The organism is Aeromonas enteropelogenes (genome assembly GCF_020097295.1).
GTDB lineage: Bacteria > Pseudomonadota > Gammaproteobacteria > Enterobacterales > Aeromonadaceae > Aeromonas > Aeromonas enteropelogenes.
In genome coordinates this window covers 3,795,082-3,816,812 of record NZ_CP083625.1, presented here as the reverse complement: position 1 = coordinate 3,816,812, position 21,731 = coordinate 3,795,082, and the positions used below count along the sequence as shown (strand labels likewise).

Below are 21,731 nucleotides of genomic sequence, written 5' to 3'. Positions count from 1 at the left end.
TCCATCATCAACCTTTTGCCAGGGGGGGGATAGCCATGTTTTTGTTCGACGTCACAGGCATAGAGGGTGGGCGGGCCAGCATCCGGATACAGGCGCTGGACTGGACACAGACCGGGCCGGTGACGTTCCAGTGCGATGACGATCAGCTGGCACTGGTGCTGCTGAGAGATTGCCGCTGCGATGCAGTGGGCTTCTTTACCCTGCTCTCCGGATGCAAGCCCCTCCATCTCGAACAATGGCTCAGCTATTTGCAGGAGAGCGGCCGCATCGGCAAGTGGAGTCATCAGATTGAGAGCCCGGCCGATGACGACTATCTTGCCCGGGCCGGGCTACCCAGCGAGGAGCTCAATGCCTTGCTGGGCCAGGTCTATCATGTGGCGGGTTTCAACCGGCTGCAGATCAACCGGTACCTCAAGCATCGCCATAACCCCTCCAGTCTGGCGACCCGTTATGATCAGAAGGAGCTGGAGCGCTACCGCCAGCTCAACGACATCATTCTGACCCTTCTGAAGCTGAAGCATCCTCACTGAACAGGCCCAACTGGCTGATATCCGGTCGCAAAGGCTGCGGCCGGGCGATCAGATAACCCTGCAGGCCATCCACATACATCCCTTGCAACAGCTGCTTCTGGCCCAGTTGTTCCACCCCTTCCGCGATCACCTGGCACCCCATCCGGTGTGACACGTCGACAATCATCCGCACAAACTGCTGGTTGGTCTGATCCTGCTCCAGCCCGGTGATGAGGGCGGGATCGAGCTTGATGTAATCGGGTTTGAGCTCGCGAAACAGGCTGAAGGAGCCGATGCCCTTGCCAAAGTTGGCGATGGCAGAGCGGCTGCCATTGCGGCGCAGCAGCTCGAACACCCGCTTGGCACCGGTCGGATTGCGTTCCAGATGCTCCTCGTCCAGCTCGAACACCAGGTTGGCGCTGGTGTTGGGATCCTTGAGCAGCTGCCTGTCCAGCCAGATCAGCAGGGCGCTGTTTTGCAGCAGATTGGGTGAGAGGTTGATCCCCCAGCGACTCTGGTTGGAGCCAAATGCCCGGTACTGGCGCATCACGTGGACGATCACCAGTTGCTCCAATCGCATCACCATATCGAGCCGCTGGGCCATGGCAAACAGGGTGTCTGTCGGCAGGGCCGTACCATCGCTGCCGCAAAAGCGGGTGTAGATCTCGTTGTAGGCCATCATGCTGCGATGCAGAGGCTGGATGGGTTGATAGGTAAAGGTGAGACGCTCCTGGGCCAGCACTTCCCCCAGCACCTCGCGCCAGTGGTGTTGGCCCTGCAGATCGGTGATGTTGTCCTCATGCTGGATGGCCCAGCCATTGATGGTTTCGGTCTGGGCCCGCGCCAGCGCCAGATCGGCTCTGGCAAGCACGGTTTCGATCTTCTGGCCGCTGCTAAGCCGGGTAAGGCCCGAGTAGGCGGCACTCTCCAGCTCGTGCTGCTCCTGGTAATTGTCGAAGGCCACCTTCAAATCCTGCCCCAGCAGGTGAGGCGGAATATTGACCACGGGTTGCACCAGTACGGCAAAGTCGGCCCCCGAGATGCGATAGACCTGGTTCCCCGGAAAGCGGCTCACCACCTGCTTGATGAGGTTCGCCATGTCCTTGATGTAGGCATCACCGGACTGGAAGCCGCGCTGGGTATTGATCTTGCCAAGTTCGGTGGCACGGATCAGCACCAGGGTGGCGGTCTGGGTGTCCTGATCCCGCTGCAGCAGCTCCGTCACGTCACGGCGAAAGGCGTGGCGATTGAGCAACTGGGTCAGCTCATCCGTGGTAGCCAGATTGCTCAGCTCGGTCAGCTGGCGATGGGCATGCTGCGAATCGCTCTCAAACTGGAGCAACAACTGTTGCAGGGCTTCCCGGGAGGCGGGATCGTCCAGCAGTTCGGGGTCCCGCTCCGTGAGCGCCTTGACCCAGACCAGCTCCTGATGTTGTTGCATGCCGGTCAGGGTGCGCAATGCCAGCAGCAACAGCAGCCCCATGCCAAGCAGGGTGGTCGACAAAATGATGACCAGGGTCACCGGTGTGCTTTGAAGTGCCAACCAAAACCCTTGCAGGAGCAGCAAGGGTATGCTCACTATGGTGGCAATGAGAAAGAGGGAGCGTCCAAGCTTTTGAACCATCTTGTCATCCTTGAGGTGGCTGCGGTTACTTGGGGATTCTAACCGACCCCGTTCGGCAAACCATGCTGTTCCTCGCAACTTGGTGTAAATGTGTCGTTCGGGATTGAATAAATTGTGAGTGAAACCACTTTCACGGGCTTGAAATCCGGCGAAGATGAATTCGAAATGGATCAAACGAGGCAGAGGTGAATCATGTTGTTAGAGCCAGGGAATAGTGCCAAAGCACGGCAGTTGTTGAATCAGAGTATGGCGCTGGTACTGGCGGGAGGACGTGGCAGCCGCCTGAAGCAGCTGACCGACAACCGGGCCAAGCCTGCGGTGCATTTCGGAGGAAAGTTCCGGATCATCGATTTTGTGCTTTCCAACTGCATCAATTCGGGGATCCGTCGGGTGGGGGTAGTGACGCAATACAAATCCCACAGCCTGCTGCGACATCTGCAATCGGGTTGGTCTTTTTTGCGCTACCAGATGAACGAGTTTATCGACTTGCTGCCCGCTCAGCAGCGGGTGGACGAGGTGCACTGGTATCGCGGTACTGCCGACGCCATCTATCAGAACGTCGACATCATTCGTGACTATGGTCCCAAGTACATAGTGGTGCTGGCGGGGGATCACATCTACAAGATGGACTATGCCGCCATGTTGCTCGATCACGTGCGCCTTGGCGCCAAGGTGACGGTAGCCTGTATCGAGGTGCCCCGCTCTGAGGCCTCCGCCTTCGGAGTCATGGACATCGACGAGCAGCGCAAGATCCGCGCCTTCGTGGAGAAACCCGCCAATCCGCCGGCCATGCCGGGCTGCGAAGACAAGTCCCTTGCATCCATGGGCATCTATATCTTCGAGGCGGAGTATCTCTATGAGCTGCTGGAAGAGGACATCCTCAACCAGGAGTCCAAGCACGATTTTGGCATGGACGTCATTCCCCGCATCGTGGGGGAGGGCAAGGCGTTTGCCCACCCCTTCAGCATGTCCTGCGTCGGGGCCAAGGAGGGGCAGAAACCTTACTGGCGTGATGTGGGGACCCTGGACTCCTTCTGGGAGGCCAACATGGATCTCGCCTCCGTGGTACCGGAGCTCGACATCTATGACGAAAACTGGCCCATCTGGACCAGCCAGACCCTGACACCGCCCGCCAAGTTCGTGCAGGACCGAAACGGCCAGCATGGCATGACCATCAACTCCATGTTTTCCGGCGGAACCATCGTCAGCGGGTCGTTTGTGCTCAACTCTGTGCTGTTTACCAATGTGCGGGTTCACTCCTTCTGTACCCTGGATCAGGCGGTGATCTTCCCCGGGGTGGAAGTGGGAGCGGGCTGCCGTTTGCGTCGGGTGGTGGTGGACAAGGGGTGTGTGCTGCCCGATGGGCTGGTGGTGGGAGAGAATGCCGACGAGGATAGCCGTCGCTTCTACCGCTCAGAACAAGGCATAGTGCTGGTCACCAAGGGAATGCTGGAGAAGCTGGCGTAAGCCCGTACCTTGCCCGACGTAATAATGAAAAGGGAGCCGTTAAGGCTCCCTTTTGCATGATGTGACCTGTGGCTTATTCGCTGATCGCGGCCTTGCCTGCCATCACCATGGCGGTACCGTGCTTGCCACCGGCGGCGGTGACCTGCGGGACGCCATCTTCATCGGTATCGCTGCCGGCGCCGGCGATGATGTTCTCACCGGAGTCACCGATCCACTCGGCCATCTGCATGCCGCCGTTGACAGTGCCACGGAACCAGCTGACGTACTGGGTGGTCAGCTTGGCCAGCTCCAGTTCGGGCGCCTTCTCGGCCCCTTCGTTGCGCAGGTTCAGCATGGCAGAGCGCAGGGCACCGGAGATGGCGGCCTGGGTCCAGGGGGTGTATTCACCCTGCTTGCCGGCAAGCCAGGTACCCGCCTTGGCGTTGAAGTAGGCCCTGTCGGTGGCGATGAAGAGCTCGCGCGCCGCAGTCCGGTACTTCACGTCTTGAGTCGCCAGGAAGGCGGCGGTCAGGCCGCGAATGGCGGCAAACTGGGTCTCGACAGACTGGCCAGCGTCAACGGATCCACCCAGGGTCAGACCGTCGTGCACCAGACCATTGCTACCTTTGAGTTTGGCGAGGATGAAGTCGGCCTGTTTGGTGATAAGCGCGAGCGCCTCCTGCCCTTGTTTGGTCTTGAGGTTCAGCTCGCCGTTGTCACCGGCGGCGTAGCCGACCGGCAGGGCATCCTGGGCGCGCTGGAAGATCTGCAGGGCGACCAGGGTGTAGGCGGCGTCGAATGTAGTGACGTGCTTGGCCTGTTTGCCATCCTGCCAGCTGTCGACCAGAGTGCCGGCCTTGGGCTCGAAGTGCAGGGCGGCCAGGTTCTTGAAGGTCAGGTTGGAGAGGTTCAGGGCCAGGGAGAAGGCGTCGTCGCCTGCCACTGCCTTGGCCAGATCATTGGCCTTGTTGGCAGCCGGCGCGGCGGCAAACGGCGCACCGTCAAACACGGCGTGGAAGGCCGGGTTCTGGTTGGTGTTGGCGCTGCGCTGATCGCTGAAGGCGTAGAACTCGGAGAGCGGCCACAGCATCATCCAGGCATCGCGCAGCTGGGCGGAACCGTCGACCACTTCCAGCTTGCCGATGGCACCGACTTCGTTCTTGCTGGTCTCGGTCACCTTCACCTGATGGGGGAAGTAAATCACGCCCTTGGCCGGATCGTATTGCGGGGTGATCTTGGCGCCCAGGGTTTTGCCATCAAAGCCGAGCTGGCCCTGCAGGATGGCCAGCTTGTCGATGGACTGTTCAGTCAGCATCATGCCATTGAAGCCATCGGCGGCGGAGACCCCCAGCTTGTGCTTGCCGTCCTGATCCATGGTGGCGGAGGCGGCCTCCACCTCTTCATCGCTCTCGGCCACGTGCATGCCGCCGAGGAAGTCCTGGGACCACATCACTTCCTTGAGCAGGATGCCGCCCACGGCAGCCGGTACCAGCAGGTTGTCGCTGCCGCTCCAGCGCAGGGTGGCGTAGTCGCGGAAGTAGGCCGGCACCTGGGTCTTGACGGTTTTCTCGTTGCCCTTGGCGGTCTTGATGGTGATCTCGTCGCCGTTGATCGGGGTAGTGTTGACGGCCTGGGCAAACTCCGGATTGGCAGCGGCATAGGGGAAGGAGAGGGGATACATGCCCTGGGGCACTTCATCGGCCGGGAAGCCGACGGCGTCGGCCATGGCCAGCACTCGCTTGCCGAGATCTGCCAGGGTGCCGCCACGAGCCAAGTTTTGCGGCCCGTTCACCAGGTGCGGGCCCATGCCGGACTGGTAGTTGAGGGCGTACATCGCCTCTTCGGAGTACTCATAGGATTCGATGCCGGCGGCGAAGTCGAACGGAGTTGGCTCGTCGGTGCGGTTGGCATCGAGCACGTCCAGATCCAGACCCAGGGCCTCGGCCAGCGGCTCGCCGGAGAGCTCGAATTCGGTGTAGGCCAGCATGTTGGCGGCGGTGTTGAATGTCTTGTCTTCCACCTTGACGGCAGCGTGCGCGGCGCTACCCAGCAGTGCGCAGGCGATTGCCTGTACCAGTACGGTTTTTCTCATGTCCCTTCTCACCATTGGTTTTATTATCAGGTTTATTGTGACGCTTCTCATGATGAATCTAAATGAGAATGGTGCGCATTATGTGTGATTTGAACGGCGTTGAGAAGTGAAAACCGCCCCGACCAGTGCAAACGACACAAGGCGGGCGGTGGGTGTGGTGATCACGGTTATCGCGCAGAGGGCGATGGCTAGGAGCGGGCTTAGAACACCTTGAAGGGGATCACCAGGCGGCCAGGTTCCACCTTGAGGGCCTCGACCTTCTCCTTGATCCTCGCCTCATTCTGGCGGCTTGCATCGAGCCGGTAGACGGGGGTCTGGGACAGGAACAGGGAGAGCGACTGGTTGAAGGTGGGCAGCAGCGGCGTGAGCGCCGCGCCTATGTCGGCAGGTTCGGTCTTGACAGAGAGCAGCTCCAGATCGCGCAGATAGATGGCACCCTGATCCGCCAGGTATTCCGGACGGGCCCGCAGGGCAAAGCGGACCTTCATCTGCTGGTTGCCGAGGGGGCTCAGTACCTGCAGATCGCCGGCGGCATCCAGCTCGATGCGATCCGGCTGGCTGCGGCCGATGCGGCTTTGCATGTCATCGAGGCGGATCTTGCTCGACATGATGCCGGGGATCCCCAGCTGTTTTTCAAAGGAGACCTGATCCTTGAGGTATTGGTTGATTTCGGCCTCGCTGACGTTGTACTGGGTGAGCGAGCAGGCACCCAGCAACAGGACGAGGGGGAGCAATAACAACTGTTTCAACATGAAGGGATCCGCTTGGTAAAAAGATGTCGCTATCTTACGCGATAATCCGTGCTGGGCGGGAGCCCTGCTTACCCTTGTATTCGGGTGGGGCGAGGGGCCATCATCAGCAAGGAGCAGGCTGCCATAGTGAAAGCGATAGATGCGGGAGCGAGGAGGGGGCGATGAACAAGATGGACAAAGGCGGTCGCTGGCTGGGGATGCTGCTCTGCACTCTGGTCTGGCTCTGGAGTGGGCTGCTTCGCGCCGAAGTGAAGGTGATCCCGGTCTTTGATGCCGGCGCTGCGGTGCAGACTCTCAGGGAGATCTACCCGGATCTCGGGGTAAGCGCCATGGGCAACCAGCTGGTGCTGAGTGGTACCCCGGCCCAGTTGCAGGAAGCCGAGACGACCCTGGCCCAGCTCAACAAACCGCCCCAGAGCCTGCTCATCGAATGGCGGGTCGATGGCACGTCCAGTGGCCAGCAGCTGGGTGTCGGGGTTGGCCGCGATGAGGCCAAACGGCAATGGCTGCTGGATGGCAACGCCCGGCAATACCAGCAGAGCCAAAACGACAACTGGCAGGTGCGCGGCCTGTCGGGGCGACCCGTATTGCTGCAGATGGGATCCTATCAACCAGTGACCTTCTATCAGTGGCGTGGCGGCCAGGTGGTGGGGCTGATGCCGCTGGTCAACGGCCTCTATGCCACCGCCACTATGATTGGAGACAGGGTGCAGATAGCGCTCAGCAGCGAGCAGGCCAGGCTGGAGCAGGGCACCATCAACAGAGGGCAGAGCGCCACCGAGGTGAGCGGTGCCCCAGGCCAGTGGCTGACGGTGGGGGAGCTTTCGACCAGCTCGGCCCGGCAAGGCAGCAGCCTGGGTACCCAACTGCAGGCCGGGGGTAGCAACCAGCACGATCGCCAGACCCTGCAGATCCGGGTCACCCGCCAATAGGCAGGAGCACTCCCTTAATGGGGCTGGTCGGCGGCGTATTCACGTAGCTGGCGGCTACGCAACAGATACCAGAGGCTCCACAGGCTGGCGATCAGTACCAGGGCGGTGGGCCAGCTGAAGCTCCACTTCTGCAGATTGAGGCTGTGGAGCTGCATCATCAGGCCGCTTGCGGCAGAGCAGAGCAAGAGGCCCCGGCTGTGGCGCCTGAGCCATGCCCGTGCACTCTTGGTCTGTTGGTAGGTGCCGCCACAGGCTAGCAGCGCCAGCATGGCGGGCACGTCGGTCAGCAGGCTGAGATAGATGCTGGTCTTGTCCGGATAGAAGAGGGCGAGAATGTCGCTGCCGCTCTCCCGGCTGACCCCCGCCATCAGAAACAGCCAAACCGAGCGGGTCAGCAACAGGGCAATGGGCCAAAACCAGAGCGGGGGTCGCAACTGGCCGTGATCGTCATATCTGTGTTCGGGGTAGAGGGTCATAAGGCCCGTGATCCGCTTGGATGAAGGATGTGGCAGATATGGGGCGGGACAGGGCCCTTTGCAAGGCGCGGGGGGAGAGAGGAATTAATCGGGGGGCCATGCCCCCCAATCCGCGTTTGTCATTGAGTACTGAGGTGGCGTTACAGCCAGCCCTTGCGCTTGAAGAAGAGGCCGGTGCCGAGCGATGACATCACCATCAGCACCAGGGAGAGGGGATAGCCGTACTCCCAAGCGAGCTCCGGCATGCGGCCGAAGTTCATGCCGTAGATGCTGGCGATAAGCGTCGGTGGCAGGAAGATCACTGCTGCTACCGAGAAGATTTTGATCACTTTGTTCTGCTCCAGATTGGTCACCCCCATGGAGGCCTCCAGCTGGAAGTTGATCTTGTCGAACAGGAACTGGGTGTGGGGCAACAGAGACTCCACGTCGTGCAGCATCTCGTCGATCCACTTGTTCTGCTCCAGGCTCATGCGCTGGCGCAGGCTGCGCTTCAAAAAACGCAAGGCGCGCCGGGTATCGTGCAGGGAGAGACGGATCTGGCCGTTGGCCTCTTCCTGCGCCATCAACTCTTTAAGCATGGGGTTGATCTGATCCGGCTCGAAGATCTGATCGGCGGTGTTTTCCAAGGTTTTGTAACCATCCTCGATAAGGTCGGAGAGGTACTCAACTTTCAGGTTCTGCACCTCCAGCAGGATGTCGAGGGCATCCTCCACCTCCAGCCTGTCCTGGCGCATATAGTGGCGCAGCAGGCGCACCAGACCGATATCATCCTCGCGGATGCTGATCAGCAGGTTGTTGCGCAGGGTAAAGGAGACATGGACACCCTTGGTGTCACGACCGATCCGCTGGGGAAACAGGGAGTGAATGTGCAGACCGTCGGTGTCCCAGTAGAAACGGGCCGACGCCTCGATGTCGTCCAGCTCCTCCTTGTCGGGCACTTCTTCCAGGAACAGGCCCGTCAACCATTCTCGCTCCGCCGTGTCCGGTTTGTAGGCATCCAGCCAGACCGTGTTGTCAGGCACTATGTCGTCAGGCCCGAGCGTGACTATGTCCAGTACCTTGTTATTGAGAATGTAGGCGGTGATCATCTGTCCCCCCTTAAAAAGTCATGGGTAATCAGGGATGGTTGCACAGGTCATGCGGCCTTAGAGCGCGTAGAAAGCGATCCCGTGGACAAGCTGAACGGGCCGATGGAAAACCTGAATGCGGCGAACTATACAGGGGCGGGCCGCGCTTGTCAGGGCTTATTCATGCTGGGTTCAGCCTGTTCGCTCAAAAAAACAGCGAGGTCGGATCATCGGATCTGGCTGGAAAGTGGTCAGCCCGGAGGCATCTGCTTTGCCACTTACCGGATGAGGGATAAGCCTCTTTCACCTTAGGGGCAGTTGGGGCCATCTCCCCTTGGGCTACAGCCGTGAGGCGCTAGTTATCCATGCCATCTCGGGTCTGCATGCAAATGCTCCTCAACACAATATTCCTCAATATAAGGCCCTGTCGTATAAGACCCTGTCACATATTGGGGTAGTTGGGCCCACTGCCCCCCTGCGGCGGTGTCCAGGTGATGTTCTGGCTGGGATCCTTGATGTCGCAGGTCTTGCAGTGAATGCAGTTGGCGGCGTTGATCTGCAGCCGTGGCTCGCGTTCAGCCTCAATGATCTCAAAAACGCCGGCCGGACAGTAACGCTGGGCGGGTTCGGCCCAGGTGGCCAGATTGACCTCGACCGGGATCTGTTCATCCTGCAGTTTGAGGTGACAGGGCTGATCCTCGTCGTGGCTGGTGTTGGCCAGATAGACGGATGAGAGCTTGTCGAAGCTGAGCTTGCCATCCGGCTTGGGATAGTCGATAGGCTCACAACGACTGGCCATGCGCAGCTGACGGTAGTCGGGCTCCCTGTCCAGCAGGGTAAAGGGCGAACCTTCCCTGAAGAGGCGGGAGTGAAAGAGTCGCTGTTCCAGCCAGTTGAAGGCGCCACCGAGCCAGGGGCCATAGCGATGCAGGGCTGCGCCGAAATTGCGCGCCGTTTTCAGCTCACGGGCCAGCCAGCTTTGCTGCAACGCATCGCCAAACTCGGCCAGATCCCGTCCCCCTTCATCCCCGCCCTTGAGGCTCATGGCGACGGTCTTGGCTGCCAGCATCCCCGACTTCATGGCGGTGTGGATGCCCTTGATACGGGAGAAATCCAGGGTGCCAGCGTCGCAGCCAATCAGCAGACCGCCGGGGAAATGCATGTGGGGCAGGGAGTGCCAGCCTCCCTTGGTGATGGCACGGGCGCCATAACTGATGCGCTCGCCTCCCTTGAGTACTTCGGCGATCAGCGGGTGGTGCTTGAGGCGCTGGAACTCGTCAAACGGGCTGAGCCAGGGGTTCTGGTAGTTGAGATCGACGATAAGGCCGACTGCCACCTGATCCCCTTCCATATGATAGAGGTAGAAGCCACCGTGGCTGTGATTGCTCCCTTCCTTGCCAAGGGGCCAGCCGCTGCCATGCAACACCCGGCCAGCATGGCTCTGGCCGGACGGCAGTTGCCACAGTTCCTTGAAGCCGATGGCATAGTGTTGCGGCTGGGCGCTGTTTTCCAGTCCGAACTGTGCGACGAGCTGCTTGCCAAGATGGCCGCGGGCCCCTTCGGCAAACAGGGTGTAGCGGCCGAGCAGTGCCATGCCGGGGACGTGATCCGCCTTGGGGTTACCGGCCCGATCCAGCCCGAGATCGCCGGTGAGCACGCCCTTGACCCGGCCATTTTCCATGATAAGTTCACTGGCGGTGAAGCCCGGGTATATTTCGACTCCCAGTGCTTCCGCCTGCCGGGCGAGCCAGCGGCAGAGGTTGCCAAGACTCAGGATATGGCAACCCGCGTTGTGCATCCGTGGCGGCACCGCCCAGTGGGGCAGTTGCAGTGCCCGGCTGTCATTTTGCAGCAGGTGCACCTGATCGTCGCTGACCGGTATGCCGAGGGGAGCCTCCTGCCAGCTATCCGGCAGCAACTCCTTGAGGGCAACGGGATCGAACAGGGCGCCGGAGAGCAGGTGAGCGCCAATTTCGGCTCCCTTCTCCAGCAAACAGACCGACAGATCGGCGTTGTGCTGTTTCAGGGCGATGGCTGCACTGAGCCCCGCCGGGCCGCCACCCACGATGACGACATCAAATTCCATTGCTTCCCGTTCCATCTTGCCTCTGCGCTCTAGTTGGCCTAGGGTAGTGCTGGTAGTTTACGTAAACGTAAAGCTCTTGTAAGTAAAAAATCAAACAAAAAAGTGCAAGGACTGGTCAATGAATTCAACCCAAACAGATGAGGCATGACCCCATGAAGCTGCTGGTCGCGATCAAACGGGTAGTAGATTACAACGTCAAGATCCGGGTCAAGGGAGACGGCTCGGATGTTGAGCTCGCCAACGTGAAGATGGGTATCAACCCGTTTTGTGAAATAGCGGTGGAGGAGGGCGTCAGACTGCGGGAAGCCGGGGTGGCAAGCGAGCTGGTGGTGGTGACCTTCGGGCCAGAGGCCGCTGCCGAACAGCTGCGCCATACCCTGGCGCTGGGGGCGGATCGGGCCCGCCACTATGTGACGGACGAGACGCTCACGCCGCTCACTGTGGCCCGCGCCCTGCAACAGGTGTGCGAGCTGGAGCAGCCGGATCTGGTGCTCCTTGGCAAGCAGTCCATCGATTCAGACAACAACCAGGTAGCCCAGATGCTGGCGGCCCTCAATGACTGGCCGCTGGCTACCTGTGCCAGCGCGATCAAGCTTGAGGGGGGGGAGCTGCTGGTGACCCGCGAGATAGACAGCGGTCTTGAGACCCTCGGCATGCCGTTGCCCGCTGTCGTCAGTGTCGATCTGCGGCTCAACGAACCGCGCTTTGCTTCGCTGCCCAACATTATGAAGGCCAAGCGCAAACCGCTCGATAGCGCACCGTTTGCCGCCCTTGTCGTCGAGCCTGCCGGTCAGACCCGGCTGCTCGGGGTGATGGCGCCCCCTGCGCGCGCCGTCGGGATCCGGGTCGGCTCGGTGGACGAGCTGGTAGACAAACTCAAGAACGAAGCGAAGGTGCTGCCATGAGCGTGCTGATCATTGCCGAACATCATCAGGGCCACTTGGCCGACAACGCCGCGCAGCTGGTCACGGCCGCAGGGCAACTGGGGGGCGACATCCATCTGCTGCTCTTCGGGCAGGGGCTGAGCGAGGCGGCGGCGCAGGCCGCGCAACTGGAAGGGGTCGACAAGGTATTGCTGGCCGAGCATCCCATGCTGGCAGACGGCTTGCTGGATGGGGTCGACAAGCTGCTGGCCACTCATGCCCGAGGGTATGAACACTGCCTGATGGCGGCCAGCAGCACGGGCAAGGCGCTGCTGCCCCAGGTGGCGGCCCGGCTCGGGGTGGAGATGATTGCCGAGGTGATCGGCATCGAGAGCCGCGATACCTTCCTGCGTCCCATCTATGCCGGCAATGCCATCGCCAGGGTGGCAAGCTCGGCCCCCGTCAAGGTGATGACGGTCCGTCCGACCGCCTTTGCCAAGGCGGGGCAGCAGGGGGCGTCCGCGCCCGTCGAAGCCTTGTCGGTGCCCGAGTTCAAGTGCCGTACCCGTCTGGTCGAGCGCCAGGCCATTCGTTCGGCCAGGCCCGATCTCGCGGCGGCGCGAGTGGTGGTCTCCGGCGGGCGGGCGCTCGGCTCCAAGGCGCAGTTTGCCCTCATCGAGGCGCTGGCGGACAAGCTGGGTGGCGCTGTCGGAGCATCGCGCGCCGCGGTGGATGCGGGGTTTGTGGCCAACGATCTGCAAGTGGGGCAGACCGGCAAGGTGGTCGCCCCCGAGCTTTACATCGCGGTCGGCATTTCGGGGGCCATCCAGCATCTGGCCGGCATGAAGGAGTCGAAGGTGATCGTCGCCATCAACAAGGATAGCGAGGCCCCCATCTTCCAGGTGGCGGACTATGGTCTGGTGGGGGATCTCTTCACCCTGCTGCCGGAGCTCACCGCCAAGGTGTAAATTTGTCAGAAAAGGCAGTGACTCGCGTTTTATGCGGACTCGCGACCATTTCTGCGCATGTTCTCAGCAAGCCCTGACCCGTTCAGGGCTTTTTCTCTTCTGCCCGACGCTGCATCATGACTGAAAAGAGTGCGCCAGATCCCAAAAAGCCTTTGATCAGCAAGCCTCTCTTGTGTAAAACCTGACAAGTCATCGATCACTCTCATCCATTCACGGAAAGCGTCATGAGCAAACAGATTTACAACTTCTGCGCCGGCCCCGCCATGTTGCCGGTCGAAGTCATGGAGCGCGCCCAGCGCGAATTTTGTAATTTTCAGGGGCTGGGAGCCTCGGTCATGGAGCTGTCCCACCGTGGCAAGCCCTACATGGCGGTTGCCGAGAAGGCCGAAGCAGACTTGCGCGAGCTGTTGGCGGTGCCGGACAACTACAAGGTGCTGTTCATGCACGGCGGCGGTCGCGGCCAGTTTTCCGCCGTGCCCATGAACCTCTTGGGTGGTGCCAATAAGAAGGCTGACTTTCTGCTGACCGGCGTCTGGTCCCAGAGCGCCGTGGATGAGGCCAAAAAGTACGGCGACATCCAGACCTATCAGGGGGTTGCCAAGAATGAGCAGGGGATTAGCCAGCTGCTGCCGACCCCGGCGTTTCGCACCGATGCGGCCTATGTGCACTACTGCCCGAACGAAACCATCGATGGCATCGAGATGTTCGACATCCCGGCCACCGGCGACGTGCCCCTGGTAGCGGATCTCTCCTCCACCATCCTCTCCCGTCCTCTCGATGTGAGCCGTTTTGGCATCATCTATGCCGGCGCCCAGAAAAACATTGGCCCCTCCGGCCTGGCGATTGCCATCGTGCGCGACGATCTGCTGAGCCAGGCGCGCGCCGATGTGCCTTCGATTTTCGATTACCAGCTCACCGCCAAGAACGACTCCATGTTCAACACCCCGCCCACCTATGCCTGGTATCTGGCTGGTCTGGTGTTCGAGTGGCTGAAAGAGCAGGGTGGCCTTGAGGCGATGGAAGCGCGTAACAAGGAGAAGGCCGATTTCCTCTACGACTATCTTGATCAGTCGAGCTTCTATGGCAACCAGGTGGATGCCAGCTGCCGCTCTCGCATGAACATCCCGTTCCAGCTGAAAAATGCCGAGCTGGACAAGTTGTTCCTGGCCGAATCGGAAGCGGCTGGCCTGCTGGCGCTCAAGGGCCATCGCATTGTCGGTGGCATGCGTGCCAGCCTCTACAACGCCATGCCGCTGGAAGGGGTCAAGGCGCTGGTCAGCTTCATGGACGGCTTTGCCAAGCGCCACGGCTGAGTTTTTCCCTGCTGATGTCAGACGCCGGGCCGAGCCCGGCGTCTTTTTCTGCTTGTCCTGAATGCGGCGCCCGCCGCCATATTTACCCCGAAAGTACCCTTGCCGAGCTGGGCGCGGGCTGTTAACGTCCGGACAGGTGTTTTTTTGAGATAGTACAGGAAGTCTATGAATTCGTTGCGTCTGGAACCCATTTCCCGAGTGGCTGGCGAAGTTAATCTGCCCGGCTCCAAGAGTGTCTCTAACCGGGCCCTGCTGCTGGCAGCGCTGGCTCGCGGCACCACCCGTCTGACCAATCTGCTCGACAGCGATGATATCCGCCACATGCTGGCGGCGCTGACCCAGCTTGGCGTCAAATACAAGCTCTCTGCCGACAAGACCGAGTGCACCGTACATGGTTTGGGTCGCAGCTTTGCGGTGAAAGAACCGGTCAATCTGTTCCTCGGCAATGCAGGCACCGCCATGCGTCCCTTGTGTGCGGCCTTGTGCCTCGGTTCCGGGGAGTACACCCTGGGGGGCGAGCCGCGCATGGAAGAGCGTCCCATCGGCCATCTGGTGGATGCCCTGCGCGAGGCGGGCGCCCATATCCAGTACCTGAAAAAAGACGGCTATCCGCCCCTGGTAGTAGATGCCAAGGGGCTCTGGGGTGGTGACGTGCACGTGGATGGCTCCGTCTCCAGCCAGTTCCTGACCGCCTTTTTGATGGCGGCGCCCATGGCGGCTGGCGACACCCGCATCCACATCAAGGGGGAGCTGGTCTCCAAACCCTACATCGACATCACCCTGCACATCATGAAGCAGTTCGGGGTGGTCATCGAACACGACAACTACAAGGTGTTCTACATCAAGGGCAACCAGACCTATGTCAGCCCGGGTGACTTCCTGGTGGAGGGGGATGCCTCCAGCGCCTCCTACTTCCTCGCGGCAGGCGCCATCAAGGGCAAGGTAAGGGTCACCGGCATCGGCAAGCACAGCATCCAGGGGGACATCCACTTCGCAGACGTGCTGGAGAAGATGGGGGCCCGTATCACCTGGGGCGATGACTTCATCGAGGCCGAGCAAGGGACGTTGCACGGGGTCGACATGGACATGAACCACATCCCGGATGCGGCCATGACCATCGCCGTGGCGGCGTTGTTTGCCGAGGGGCCGACCTCTATTCGCAACATCTACAACTGGCGGGTGAAGGAAACCGACCGTCTGCACGCCATGGCGACCGAGCTGCGCAAGCTGGGTGTCGATGTGGAGGAGGGGCACGACTTCATCACTGTGACCCCGGCGGCCCAACTCAACCATGCGGCGATCGATACCTACAACGATCACCGCATCGCCATGTGCTTCTCCCTGGTGGCGCTGTCGGATACGCCGGTGACCATCAATGATCCCAAGTGCACCTCGAAGACCTTCCCGGATTACTTCGACAAGCTGGCCAGCATCAGTCAGCGTTACTGATTGATTTGTACCCGTGAGGCCCGCCATTGTGCGGGCCTTGTTGTCTTTGATATTCGCGCTAGCATCATTTCAGTAACTTGCAAGATTGCTTGGTGAAATAGTTTTGCTGTCTATGTAATTTTCTATTTACACCGCCTCTGTCGAGGGCTAGATTGAAGTTTCATTATCGCAGTCATCTAGCAGGAAGCCTTGTCATGCAGCATCAAACCGACGACGTTCGTATCAGTGAAATCAAAGAGTTATTGCCCCCGGTTGCGGTGCTTGAGAAGTTTCCGGCCACCGAGACCGCATCAAATACGGTGTTTGAATCTCGCCAGGCCATTCACCGCATTCTGACCGGTGACGATGATCGCCTGCTGGTGGTGATTGGCCCATGCTCCATCCACGATCCGGTCGCGGCGCTGGAATACGGCAAGCGCCTCAAGGCGCTGCGTGACGAGCTCAAAGATCAGCTCGAGATCGTGATGCGGGTCTATTTCGAGAAGCCGCGCACCACTGTGGGCTGGAAGGGGCTGATCAACGACCCCTACCTCGACAACAGCTGCCAGATCAACGACGGCCTGCGCCTGGGTCGCAAATTGCTGCTGGATCTCAACGACATGGGGCTGCCGACCGCCTCCGAGTTCCTCGACATGATCACCCCGCAATACGTGGCGGATCTGATGAGCTGGGGCGCCATCGGGGCGCGCACCACCGAATCCCAGGTGCACCGCGAGCTGGCCTCCGGACTCTCCTGCCCGGTGGGCTTCAAGAACGGCACCGACGGCACCATCAAGGTGGCTATCGACGCCATTGGCGCCGCCAGTGCGCCGCACCACTTCCTGTCGGTGACCAAGTACGGTCACTCCGCCATAGTGGCGACCGCCGGTAACCCGGATTGCCACATCATTCTGCGCGGTGGCCGCGAGCCGAACTACAGCGCCGCCCACGTCAGCGAGGTGGTGAAGGGGCTGGAGAAGGCGGGGCTGCCGCAGAAGGTGATGATCGATTTCAGCCATGCCAACAGCAGCAAGCAGTTCAAGAACCAGATGCTGGTAGCCGAGGACGTGGCCGGTCAGCTGCGTGCCGGTAGCAAGGCGGTGTTTGGCGTCATGGTGGAGAGCCATCTGGTGGAAGGACGCCAGGATCTGGTGGACGGGGGCGAACTCACCTTCGGCCAGAGCATCACGGACGCCTGTATCGGCTGGGCCGACACCGAGAGCCTGCTGCGTAACCTGGCCGATGCGGTAGCCACCCGCAATGCTGGTTGATCTGTACCTCTGACGCTTGCCGGCTCTATCCTGGCAAGCACCAAGGCAATACAAAAGCGCGACCCGGGTCGCGCTTTTTGCTGCCTTCCATCGGGCTACCAGCGGTAGGTCTTGAGCAACTGCTCCAGCGTCTTGCACTGCTCGACCAGCTGGCGGCTGGCCAGGTTGGCGGCATGGGCCTGGCCCAGGGTATCGTTGGCACTGTTGCGAATGTCGCTTACCGAGCGATCGACCTCGCTGCAGACCCTGTCCTGCTCTTCGGCGGATTGCGCCATCTGGGCATTGAGATCATTGATGCTGGCGATGCGCCCAATGATGTTCTGCATGGCCGCCAGGGTGGCCTCGGTCTTGTGAATGCTCTCGTCTGCCTTGGCTTTTGCATCCCCGATCACCACAACGGCGCTCTGCGCCTCTTTTTGCAGGGCGGCGATCATCTGGGAGATCTCCTCGCTGGCGGCGCGGCTGCGGTTGGAGAGGGCCCGCACCTCGTCCGCCACCACCGCAAAGCCGCGTCCCTGCTCGCCGGCACGGGCCGCCTCGATGGCGGCGTTGAGGGCCAGCAGATTGGTCTGATCGGCGATCCCCTTGATCACCTCCAGCACGCCGTCGACGGCGAGGCAACGGTTGTCGAGCTGCTGGATCACTTTGTCGACCCGCTCTATCTCCTCCGACATCTCGTCCATATCGGTGATGGAGCGCTGGGCGAGGCGACTGGTCTCGGCGGCATCCTGATTGGTGAGGGCAGAGAGCTCGGCGCTCTTGCGGGCATGTTCGCGTACCTCGTGGGAGCTGGCGGCCAGCTCACTCACGGCGGCGGCCACCTGGGTGGTCATGCTCTCCTGCTGGCGGGCCGCTCCTTCGGTACGGGTCGCGACCTCGCTTATCTGGTTTGACTCCTGATAGAGCTGATGGGTGGCACTCTCGACGGATTGCAGGCTGTGGCGAAACCCCTGCACCATGTCGCTGACGGCACGGGTCATCTGGCCCAGCTCATCCTGGCTGCGATTGATGAGGGGGAGGGAGAGATCCCGCTCCTTGGCCATGCGGGTCATATTGAGCTGCAGATGACGAACCGGGCGCTTGATGTAACGCTGCAGCACCCACCAGAGCAGGCCGAAGCCGAGGCTGAACACGGCGGCCAGGCTGCCGCTCAGGATCAGGTTGTTGCGATGAATTTCACTGAAGGTATGACTGAGATCGTAACTGATCCGCACCGCCCCCATGACGGTTCCCTCCGCCACCTGGTGGCAGGTGGTGCACTGGGTACCGCGATACTCCTTGTAGGCCTTGAAGGGTTTTATCAGGGTGAGCTGGTTGCCCTGTTGCTCGAAGATGACCTCGCCCTGCTTGATGGCGCGATCGTCCAACGCATCCGCGATTTTCTGATCCGGATGACCCGCCCCGAACAGATCGCTCACGGCGGGGGCGCGAATGACCCTGGCCTCGACGATGCCCTGTTCACTCTTGAGCTTGGTCTGCACTATTTGCCGGTTGGCCATGCCTCCCGTCATCATCAGGACGTTGAGCTGATCCATGTAGGTGTTGGCGGCGCTCTCCACTTTCTCACCGGCCAGCCGGATGGCGAGATCCCGCTGCAACCAGGCGGAGAGTTCAAAACTGAGGGCAAATGTGCAGCCGATGACCAGGGTGAGGGGGAGGAACATTTTCCAGTTGAGAGACAGGTTTTGCATCGTTGGCAGAGTCCATGCACAGGTAAGCGATCGTCAATGATTGGCATCTTTCCCCGATGAATCATGGTCGAGAGGGGGAGATGACTTTCTATCGGCCCACCCTACCTCATCTTGAGTAACTTATCTGTTAATTGGATCGACATTAGCAGTTAATGACAGGTAGCAAATCAGGGCTCTCTGACCCTGAGTTGATCCAGCACAAACCTGAAGTTAATTGATAGTGGTTATCATTTGCATTATTTCAGATGGTAATCCTGCAACGATGACAAGCGATCTGACGCCGACCATGATCGGCATGGCGACTCCCGATCCCCTTAAATTTGCCTTCAGTGGCAAAACCTCGGCCCATGCCAGCCGGGGTGGTGTGCGCCCCCTGTCCCTCGACGAAGCCGCCTGGCAAGCCTGGTGGCAGCAAGAGAGTGAAGCCGACGAGCGGGCCCTTTACATCCACATCCCCTTTTGTCGCAAGCGCTGCAGTTTTTGCAATTTTTTTGAAAATGGCGCCAATCCGGCGCGCATGAGCCGTTATATGGCGGCCCTGTGTGCCAGTCTGAACGCGGCTGCCGAGACCCCGTTAGGCCAAAGCAAACCTTTCTCTGCCGTCTATGTGGGCGGGGGCACCCCCACCGATATGGCGTTAGAGGATCTGGCCCGGCTGGCCAATGCCATTGGGCGCTTTCCGTTGACCCCGAATGCGGAGGTGACCCTGGAGGGGCGTCTCAACGGGTTTGATGAGGCCAAGTGGCAGACCGCTCTGGCAGGGGGCTTCAACCGTTTCTCGTTTGGCGTACAGAGTTTTGATACCGGCGTGCGCCAGCAGGCGGCCCGTTTTGATGACAGGGAGACCCTGCTGACCCGGCTGGGGGAGCTGACTCGTCACAACGACGCTGTGATCGTGGCCGACCTTATCTTCGGCCTGCCCGGGCAGGATGACGAGGTATGGCGCCAGGACATCCGCGACGTGATGGCAAGCGGGGTGCACGGGGTGGATCTCTACCAGCTCATCGCCATGACGGGCACCAATCTCGAGCGAGCCGAGGCGAAGGGCAAGCTGGGCTGGTCGGCCGATGGTCAGCAGCGGGCCGCCATGTATGCCTATGGTGCCAGCCAGCTGGAGCAACAGGGGTGGGAGCGCCTCTCCTGCAGCCACTGGCGACGCAGCCATACTGAGCAGAGTCGTTACAACCAGATGGCCAAGCGCGGGGCCGAGATCCTCCCCTTTGGCGCGGGTGCGGGGGGCAGCATTCATGGTCACGGGGTGATGAATGGCCGCGATCTTGACGGTTGGCACGACGCACTGGCCAAGGGTGAGCGGGCCCCAGGCATGGTGATGAGCCGCAACCCTGACGCCCGGATAGACGGACTGCTGCGCGGCGCCCTCGACCGCGGTTGGCTGGCCCTGGCGAGCCTGCCTGCGCCGCTGCGTGCACATCTGCAGCCACTGTTTGAGGGGTGGCAGCGAAACGGGCTGGCCAGCTTGACGGACGAGCGGTTGGCGCTGACTCTGGCCGGGCGCTTCTGGAACGTCAATTTGCAGGCGGGGCTGTTCGAGTTTTTGCAGCATCGCCCGCTCGATGGCAGCCAGCCTGCACGTCATCCTGGCAAGCACCCGGGCAAGCACCCCGGCGGCGTACGCCATTCCCTGGTGTAGGGGCCTTTGCCCGATCGTCAGAAAGCACAAAGGGAGCCTAACTGGCTCCCTTTGTTTGACTCAGCAGCATGGCAACGCGGGACGAATTACTCGTCGTCGCTCTCCTGATAGCTGTCCCGCTGGGCCTTGGGCAGTCGGCGCATGGGGGCGAACCCGACATCCTCGCCCACCACTTCCCGCTTGCGAGACTTGTTTTGAGGAGACTGAGCCGGCTTCTTGCTGCCATCCCCCTTGGCTTTGCCTGCGGCGGGTTTGCCCTTGCCACCCTTGGCATTGGCGCCGCTACGGGCACGGGGCGGGTTTTGTACCGGCTTGCTGCCGGGCAGAGTCTGGCGGCTCGGTTTGCCACTGGGCTCGTACCCGTCGAGGATCTCCACTTGCAAGGACTGGCCGATCAGGGATTCGATAGCCTTGAGCTGGCCCAGCTCGTCCTGGCTCACCAGGGAGATGGCCTCGCCGCCGCGACCGGCGCGACCGGTACGGCCGATGCGGTGGATGTAGTCCTCCGCCATCTGGGGCAATTCAAAGTTGATCACATGGGGCAGCTGATCGATGTCGAGGCCACGGGCGGCGATGTCGGTGGCGACCAGCACCCGCACCTTGCCTTCACGAAAATCGGCCAGCGCCCGGTTGCGGGCACCTTGGCTCTTGTCGCCGTGGATGGCGACGGTATCCAGGCCATCTTTTTGCATCTGGTGGGCGAGCCTGTCGGCAATCTGCTTGGTGCGCACGAACACCAATACCCGTTGCCAGTTGCCACGGCCGATCATGTGGGAGAGCAGCTCGCGGCGCCGTTCCCGGTCGACCTGGATGATGCGCTGGGTCACCTGCTCGGCGGCGGTGTTGCTGGGGTCGACCTCGATCAGGGTCGGGTCGTTCAGCAGATCGTCTGCCAGCGCCTTGATGTCATCCGAGAAGGTGGCGGAGAAGAGCAGGGTCTGCCGCTCGGCGGGCAGCGCCTTCATGATGCGGCGGATGTCGTGGATAAAGCCCATATCGAGCATGCGATCCGCCTCATCCAGCACCAGCACTTCCAGCTCGTTCAGGGTCAGAGCGCCCTGGGTCAGCAGATCCAGCAAACGGCCCGGGGTCGCCACCAGGATGTCGATGCCAAGCTTGATGGCGTCCAGATTGGGCTTGATGCTGACGCCGCCGTAGGCGATCAGGGTACGAAACGGCAGGTGATGGGCATATTTGATGATGCTCTCGCCCACTTGGGCGGCGAGCTCGCGAGTCGGGGTCAGCACCAGGGCGCGTACCTGACGGCGGCCACGACCATGATTGGCCAGCAGGCGCTGGAGCATGGGCAGGGTGAAGCCGGCCGTTTTGCCTGTGCCTGTCTGGGCGCCGCCGAGCACATCCTGACCGGCCAGAATGGCCGGAATGGCTTGCTGCTGGATGGGGGTTGGCTGTTCGTAACCCAGCTCCTTGACGGCCCGCAGGATGTGCGGAGACAGACCCAGTTCATTGAATGACATGTTCGAGAGAAACTCCTCTGGTGAGCGCCTGGCTCAACGGATGGCCGGTGCCTTGGCACCCGCCACAAGATAGAAACGATAACG

At 61.0% G+C, this 21,731-nt stretch carries 17 protein-coding genes; 9 read left to right on the top strand and 8 right to left on the bottom strand.

Going from position 1 to position 21,731, the window contains the following annotated elements; all coding sequences use genetic code 11:
• Window positions 1-35: 35 nt before the first annotated feature.
• Window positions 36-530: a hypothetical protein gene (locus LA321_RS17555; protein ID WP_026456411.1), complete on the top strand. Its 495-nt coding sequence runs from the start codon at window positions 36-38 to the stop codon at window positions 528-530.
• Here LA321_RS17555 and LA321_RS17550 read toward each other — a convergent pair.
• The gene (locus LA321_RS17550; protein WP_042069604.1) at window positions 493-2,133 is read right to left on the bottom strand and encodes an EAL domain-containing protein; all 1,641 of its coding nucleotides are present in this window, start codon (window positions 2,131-2,133) and stop codon (window positions 493-495) included. The genes LA321_RS17555 and LA321_RS17550 overlap by 38 nt on opposite strands.
• A 192-nt stretch (window positions 2,134-2,325) precedes the next feature.
• Here LA321_RS17550 and glgC point away from each other — a divergent pair, with 192 nt between their 5' ends.
• Window positions 2,326-3,600, top strand: coding sequence for a glucose-1-phosphate adenylyltransferase (glgC, locus tag LA321_RS17545; RefSeq protein WP_042029202.1), 1,275 nt, complete (start codon window positions 2,326-2,328; stop codon window positions 3,598-3,600).
• Between the two features lie 73 nt (window positions 3,601-3,673).
• On the opposite strand, the gene LA321_RS17540 is transcribed toward glgC, so the two are convergent.
• Both LA321_RS17540 and LA321_RS17535 read right to left on the bottom strand, forming a co-directional pair.
• Window positions 3,674-5,671, bottom strand: a complete 1,998-nt coding sequence (locus tag LA321_RS17540; RefSeq protein WP_042069603.1) for a hypothetical protein — start codon at window positions 5,669-5,671, stop codon at window positions 3,674-3,676.
• A gap of 200 nt (window positions 5,672-5,871) precedes the next feature.
• Window positions 5,872-6,423: a lipoprotein gene (locus LA321_RS17535; RefSeq protein ID WP_026456621.1), complete on the bottom strand. Its 552-nt coding sequence runs from the start codon at window positions 6,421-6,423 to the stop codon at window positions 5,872-5,874.
• 170 nt (window positions 6,424-6,593) lie between these two features.
• Between LA321_RS17535 and LA321_RS17530 the strand changes: the two genes are divergently transcribed.
• Window positions 6,594-7,355 (top strand): hypothetical protein, encoded by a 762-nt coding sequence (locus LA321_RS17530; RefSeq protein ID WP_407929457.1) that lies wholly within the window; start codon window positions 6,594-6,596, stop codon window positions 7,353-7,355.
• A gap of 14 nt (window positions 7,356-7,369) precedes the next feature.
• Here LA321_RS17530 and LA321_RS17525 read toward each other — a convergent pair whose 3' ends face one another.
• From LA321_RS17525 to LA321_RS17515, 3 genes are all read right to left on the bottom strand, one after another.
• Window positions 7,370-7,831, bottom strand: coding sequence for a DUF2919 domain-containing protein (locus tag LA321_RS17525; RefSeq protein WP_042069600.1), 462 nt, complete (start codon window positions 7,829-7,831; stop codon window positions 7,370-7,372).
• A gap of 140 nt (window positions 7,832-7,971) precedes the next feature.
• Complete coding sequence (corA, locus tag LA321_RS17520; RefSeq protein ID WP_026456618.1) at window positions 7,972-8,919, bottom strand: magnesium/cobalt transporter CorA; 948 nt, start codon at window positions 8,917-8,919, stop codon at window positions 7,972-7,974.
• Between the two features lie 421 nt (window positions 8,920-9,340).
• On the bottom strand, window positions 9,341-10,999 hold the full coding sequence (locus tag LA321_RS17515; RefSeq protein ID WP_042069599.1) for an electron transfer flavoprotein-ubiquinone oxidoreductase: 1,659 nt from the start codon (window positions 10,997-10,999) through the stop codon (window positions 9,341-9,343).
• A gap of 137 nt (window positions 11,000-11,136) precedes the next feature.
• Here LA321_RS17515 and LA321_RS17510 point away from each other — a divergent pair, with 137 nt between their 5' ends.
• The 5 genes from LA321_RS17510 to aroG all read left to right on the top strand — a co-directional run bounded on the left by LA321_RS17510 (window position 11,137) and on the right by aroG (window position 16,827).
• Window positions 11,137-11,889: an electron transfer flavoprotein subunit beta/FixA family protein gene (locus LA321_RS17510; protein WP_042069597.1), complete on the top strand. Its 753-nt coding sequence runs from the start codon at window positions 11,137-11,139 to the stop codon at window positions 11,887-11,889.
• Complete coding sequence (locus LA321_RS17505; protein ID WP_042069595.1) at window positions 11,886-12,815, top strand: electron transfer flavoprotein subunit alpha/FixB family protein; 930 nt, start codon at window positions 11,886-11,888, stop codon at window positions 12,813-12,815. Before LA321_RS17510 ends, LA321_RS17505 begins: the two co-directional genes overlap by 4 nt.
• A gap of 224 nt (window positions 12,816-13,039) precedes the next feature.
• Window positions 13,040-14,128, top strand: a complete 1,089-nt coding sequence (gene serC / locus LA321_RS17500; protein WP_026457084.1) for a 3-phosphoserine/phosphohydroxythreonine transaminase — start codon at window positions 13,040-13,042, stop codon at window positions 14,126-14,128.
• Window positions 14,129-14,293: 165 nt separating this feature from the next.
• Window positions 14,294-15,577: a 3-phosphoshikimate 1-carboxyvinyltransferase gene (gene aroA, locus LA321_RS17495; protein WP_042069594.1), complete on the top strand. Its 1,284-nt coding sequence runs from the start codon at window positions 14,294-14,296 to the stop codon at window positions 15,575-15,577.
• A 194-nt stretch (window positions 15,578-15,771) separates the two neighbouring features.
• Entirely contained in the window at window positions 15,772-16,827 is a 1,056-nt protein-coding gene (aroG, locus tag LA321_RS17490) for a 3-deoxy-7-phosphoheptulonate synthase AroG (RefSeq protein WP_042069593.1), read from the top strand.
• A gap of 95 nt (window positions 16,828-16,922) precedes the next feature.
• On the opposite strand, the gene LA321_RS17485 is transcribed toward aroG, so the two are convergent.
• A complete protein-coding gene (locus LA321_RS17485; protein ID WP_042069592.1) occupies window positions 16,923-18,518 on the bottom strand; it encodes a methyl-accepting chemotaxis protein in 1,596 nt (531 codons plus the stop codon).
• A 262-nt stretch (window positions 18,519-18,780) separates the two neighbouring features.
• Here LA321_RS17485 and hutW point away from each other — a divergent pair, with 262 nt between their 5' ends.
• Window positions 18,781-20,169: a heme anaerobic degradation radical SAM methyltransferase ChuW/HutW gene (hutW, locus tag LA321_RS17480; protein ID WP_042069591.1), complete on the top strand. Its 1,389-nt coding sequence runs from the start codon at window positions 18,781-18,783 to the stop codon at window positions 20,167-20,169.
• Window positions 20,170-20,255: 86 nt separating this feature from the next.
• Here hutW and LA321_RS17475 read toward each other — a convergent pair whose 3' ends face one another.
• Window positions 20,256-21,647: a DEAD/DEAH box helicase gene (locus tag LA321_RS17475; RefSeq protein WP_042069590.1), complete on the bottom strand. Its 1,392-nt coding sequence runs from the start codon at window positions 21,645-21,647 to the stop codon at window positions 20,256-20,258.
• Window positions 21,648-21,731: the final 84 nt, after the last annotated feature.

What these genes read in the sequence shown, in the direction of transcription:
- LA321_RS17540 (WP_042069603.1), bottom strand. Translation starts at nt 5,671, where the DNA reads ATGAGAAAAACCGTACTGGTACAGGCAATCGCCTGCGCACTGCTGGGT.
- LA321_RS17535 (WP_026456621.1), bottom strand. Translation starts at nt 6,423, where the DNA reads ATGTTGAAACAGTTGTTATTGCTCCCCCTCGTCCTGTTGCTGGGTGCC.
- corA (WP_026456618.1), bottom strand. Translation starts at nt 8,919, where the DNA reads ATGATCACCGCCTACATTCTCAATAACAAGGTACTGGACATAGTCACG.
- serC (WP_026457084.1), top strand. Translation starts at nt 13,040, where the DNA reads ATGAGCAAACAGATTTACAACTTCTGCGCCGGCCCCGCCATGTTGCCG.
- aroA (WP_042069594.1), top strand. Translation starts at nt 14,294, where the DNA reads ATGAATTCGTTGCGTCTGGAACCCATTTCCCGAGTGGCTGGCGAAGTT.
- LA321_RS17475 (WP_042069590.1), bottom strand. Translation starts at nt 21,647, where the DNA reads ATGTCATTCAATGAACTGGGTCTGTCTCCGCACATCCTGCGGGCCGTC.
- hutW (WP_042069591.1), top strand. Translation starts at nt 18,781, where the DNA reads ATGACAAGCGATCTGACGCCGACCATGATCGGCATGGCGACTCCCGAT.
- LA321_RS17505 (WP_042069595.1), top strand. Translation starts at nt 11,886, where the DNA reads ATGAGCGTGCTGATCATTGCCGAACATCATCAGGGCCACTTGGCCGAC.
- aroG (WP_042069593.1), top strand. Translation starts at nt 15,772, where the DNA reads ATGCAGCATCAAACCGACGACGTTCGTATCAGTGAAATCAAAGAGTTA.
- LA321_RS17485 (WP_042069592.1), bottom strand. Translation starts at nt 18,518, where the DNA reads ATGCAAAACCTGTCTCTCAACTGGAAAATGTTCCTCCCCCTCACCCTG.
- LA321_RS17525 (WP_042069600.1), bottom strand. Translation starts at nt 7,831, where the DNA reads ATGACCCTCTACCCCGAACACAGATATGACGATCACGGCCAGTTGCGA.
- LA321_RS17510 (WP_042069597.1), top strand. Translation starts at nt 11,137, where the DNA reads ATGAAGCTGCTGGTCGCGATCAAACGGGTAGTAGATTACAACGTCAAG.
- glgC (WP_042029202.1), top strand. Translation starts at nt 2,326, where the DNA reads ATGTTGTTAGAGCCAGGGAATAGTGCCAAAGCACGGCAGTTGTTGAAT.
- LA321_RS17530 (WP_407929457.1), top strand. Translation starts at nt 6,594, where the DNA reads ATGGACAAAGGCGGTCGCTGGCTGGGGATGCTGCTCTGCACTCTGGTC.
- LA321_RS17550 (WP_042069604.1), bottom strand. Translation starts at nt 2,133, where the DNA reads ATGGTTCAAAAGCTTGGACGCTCCCTCTTTCTCATTGCCACCATAGTG.
- LA321_RS17515 (WP_042069599.1), bottom strand. Translation starts at nt 10,999, where the DNA reads ATGGAACGGGAAGCAATGGAATTTGATGTCGTCATCGTGGGTGGCGGC.
- LA321_RS17555 (WP_026456411.1), top strand. Translation starts at nt 36, where the DNA reads ATGTTTTTGTTCGACGTCACAGGCATAGAGGGTGGGCGGGCCAGCATC.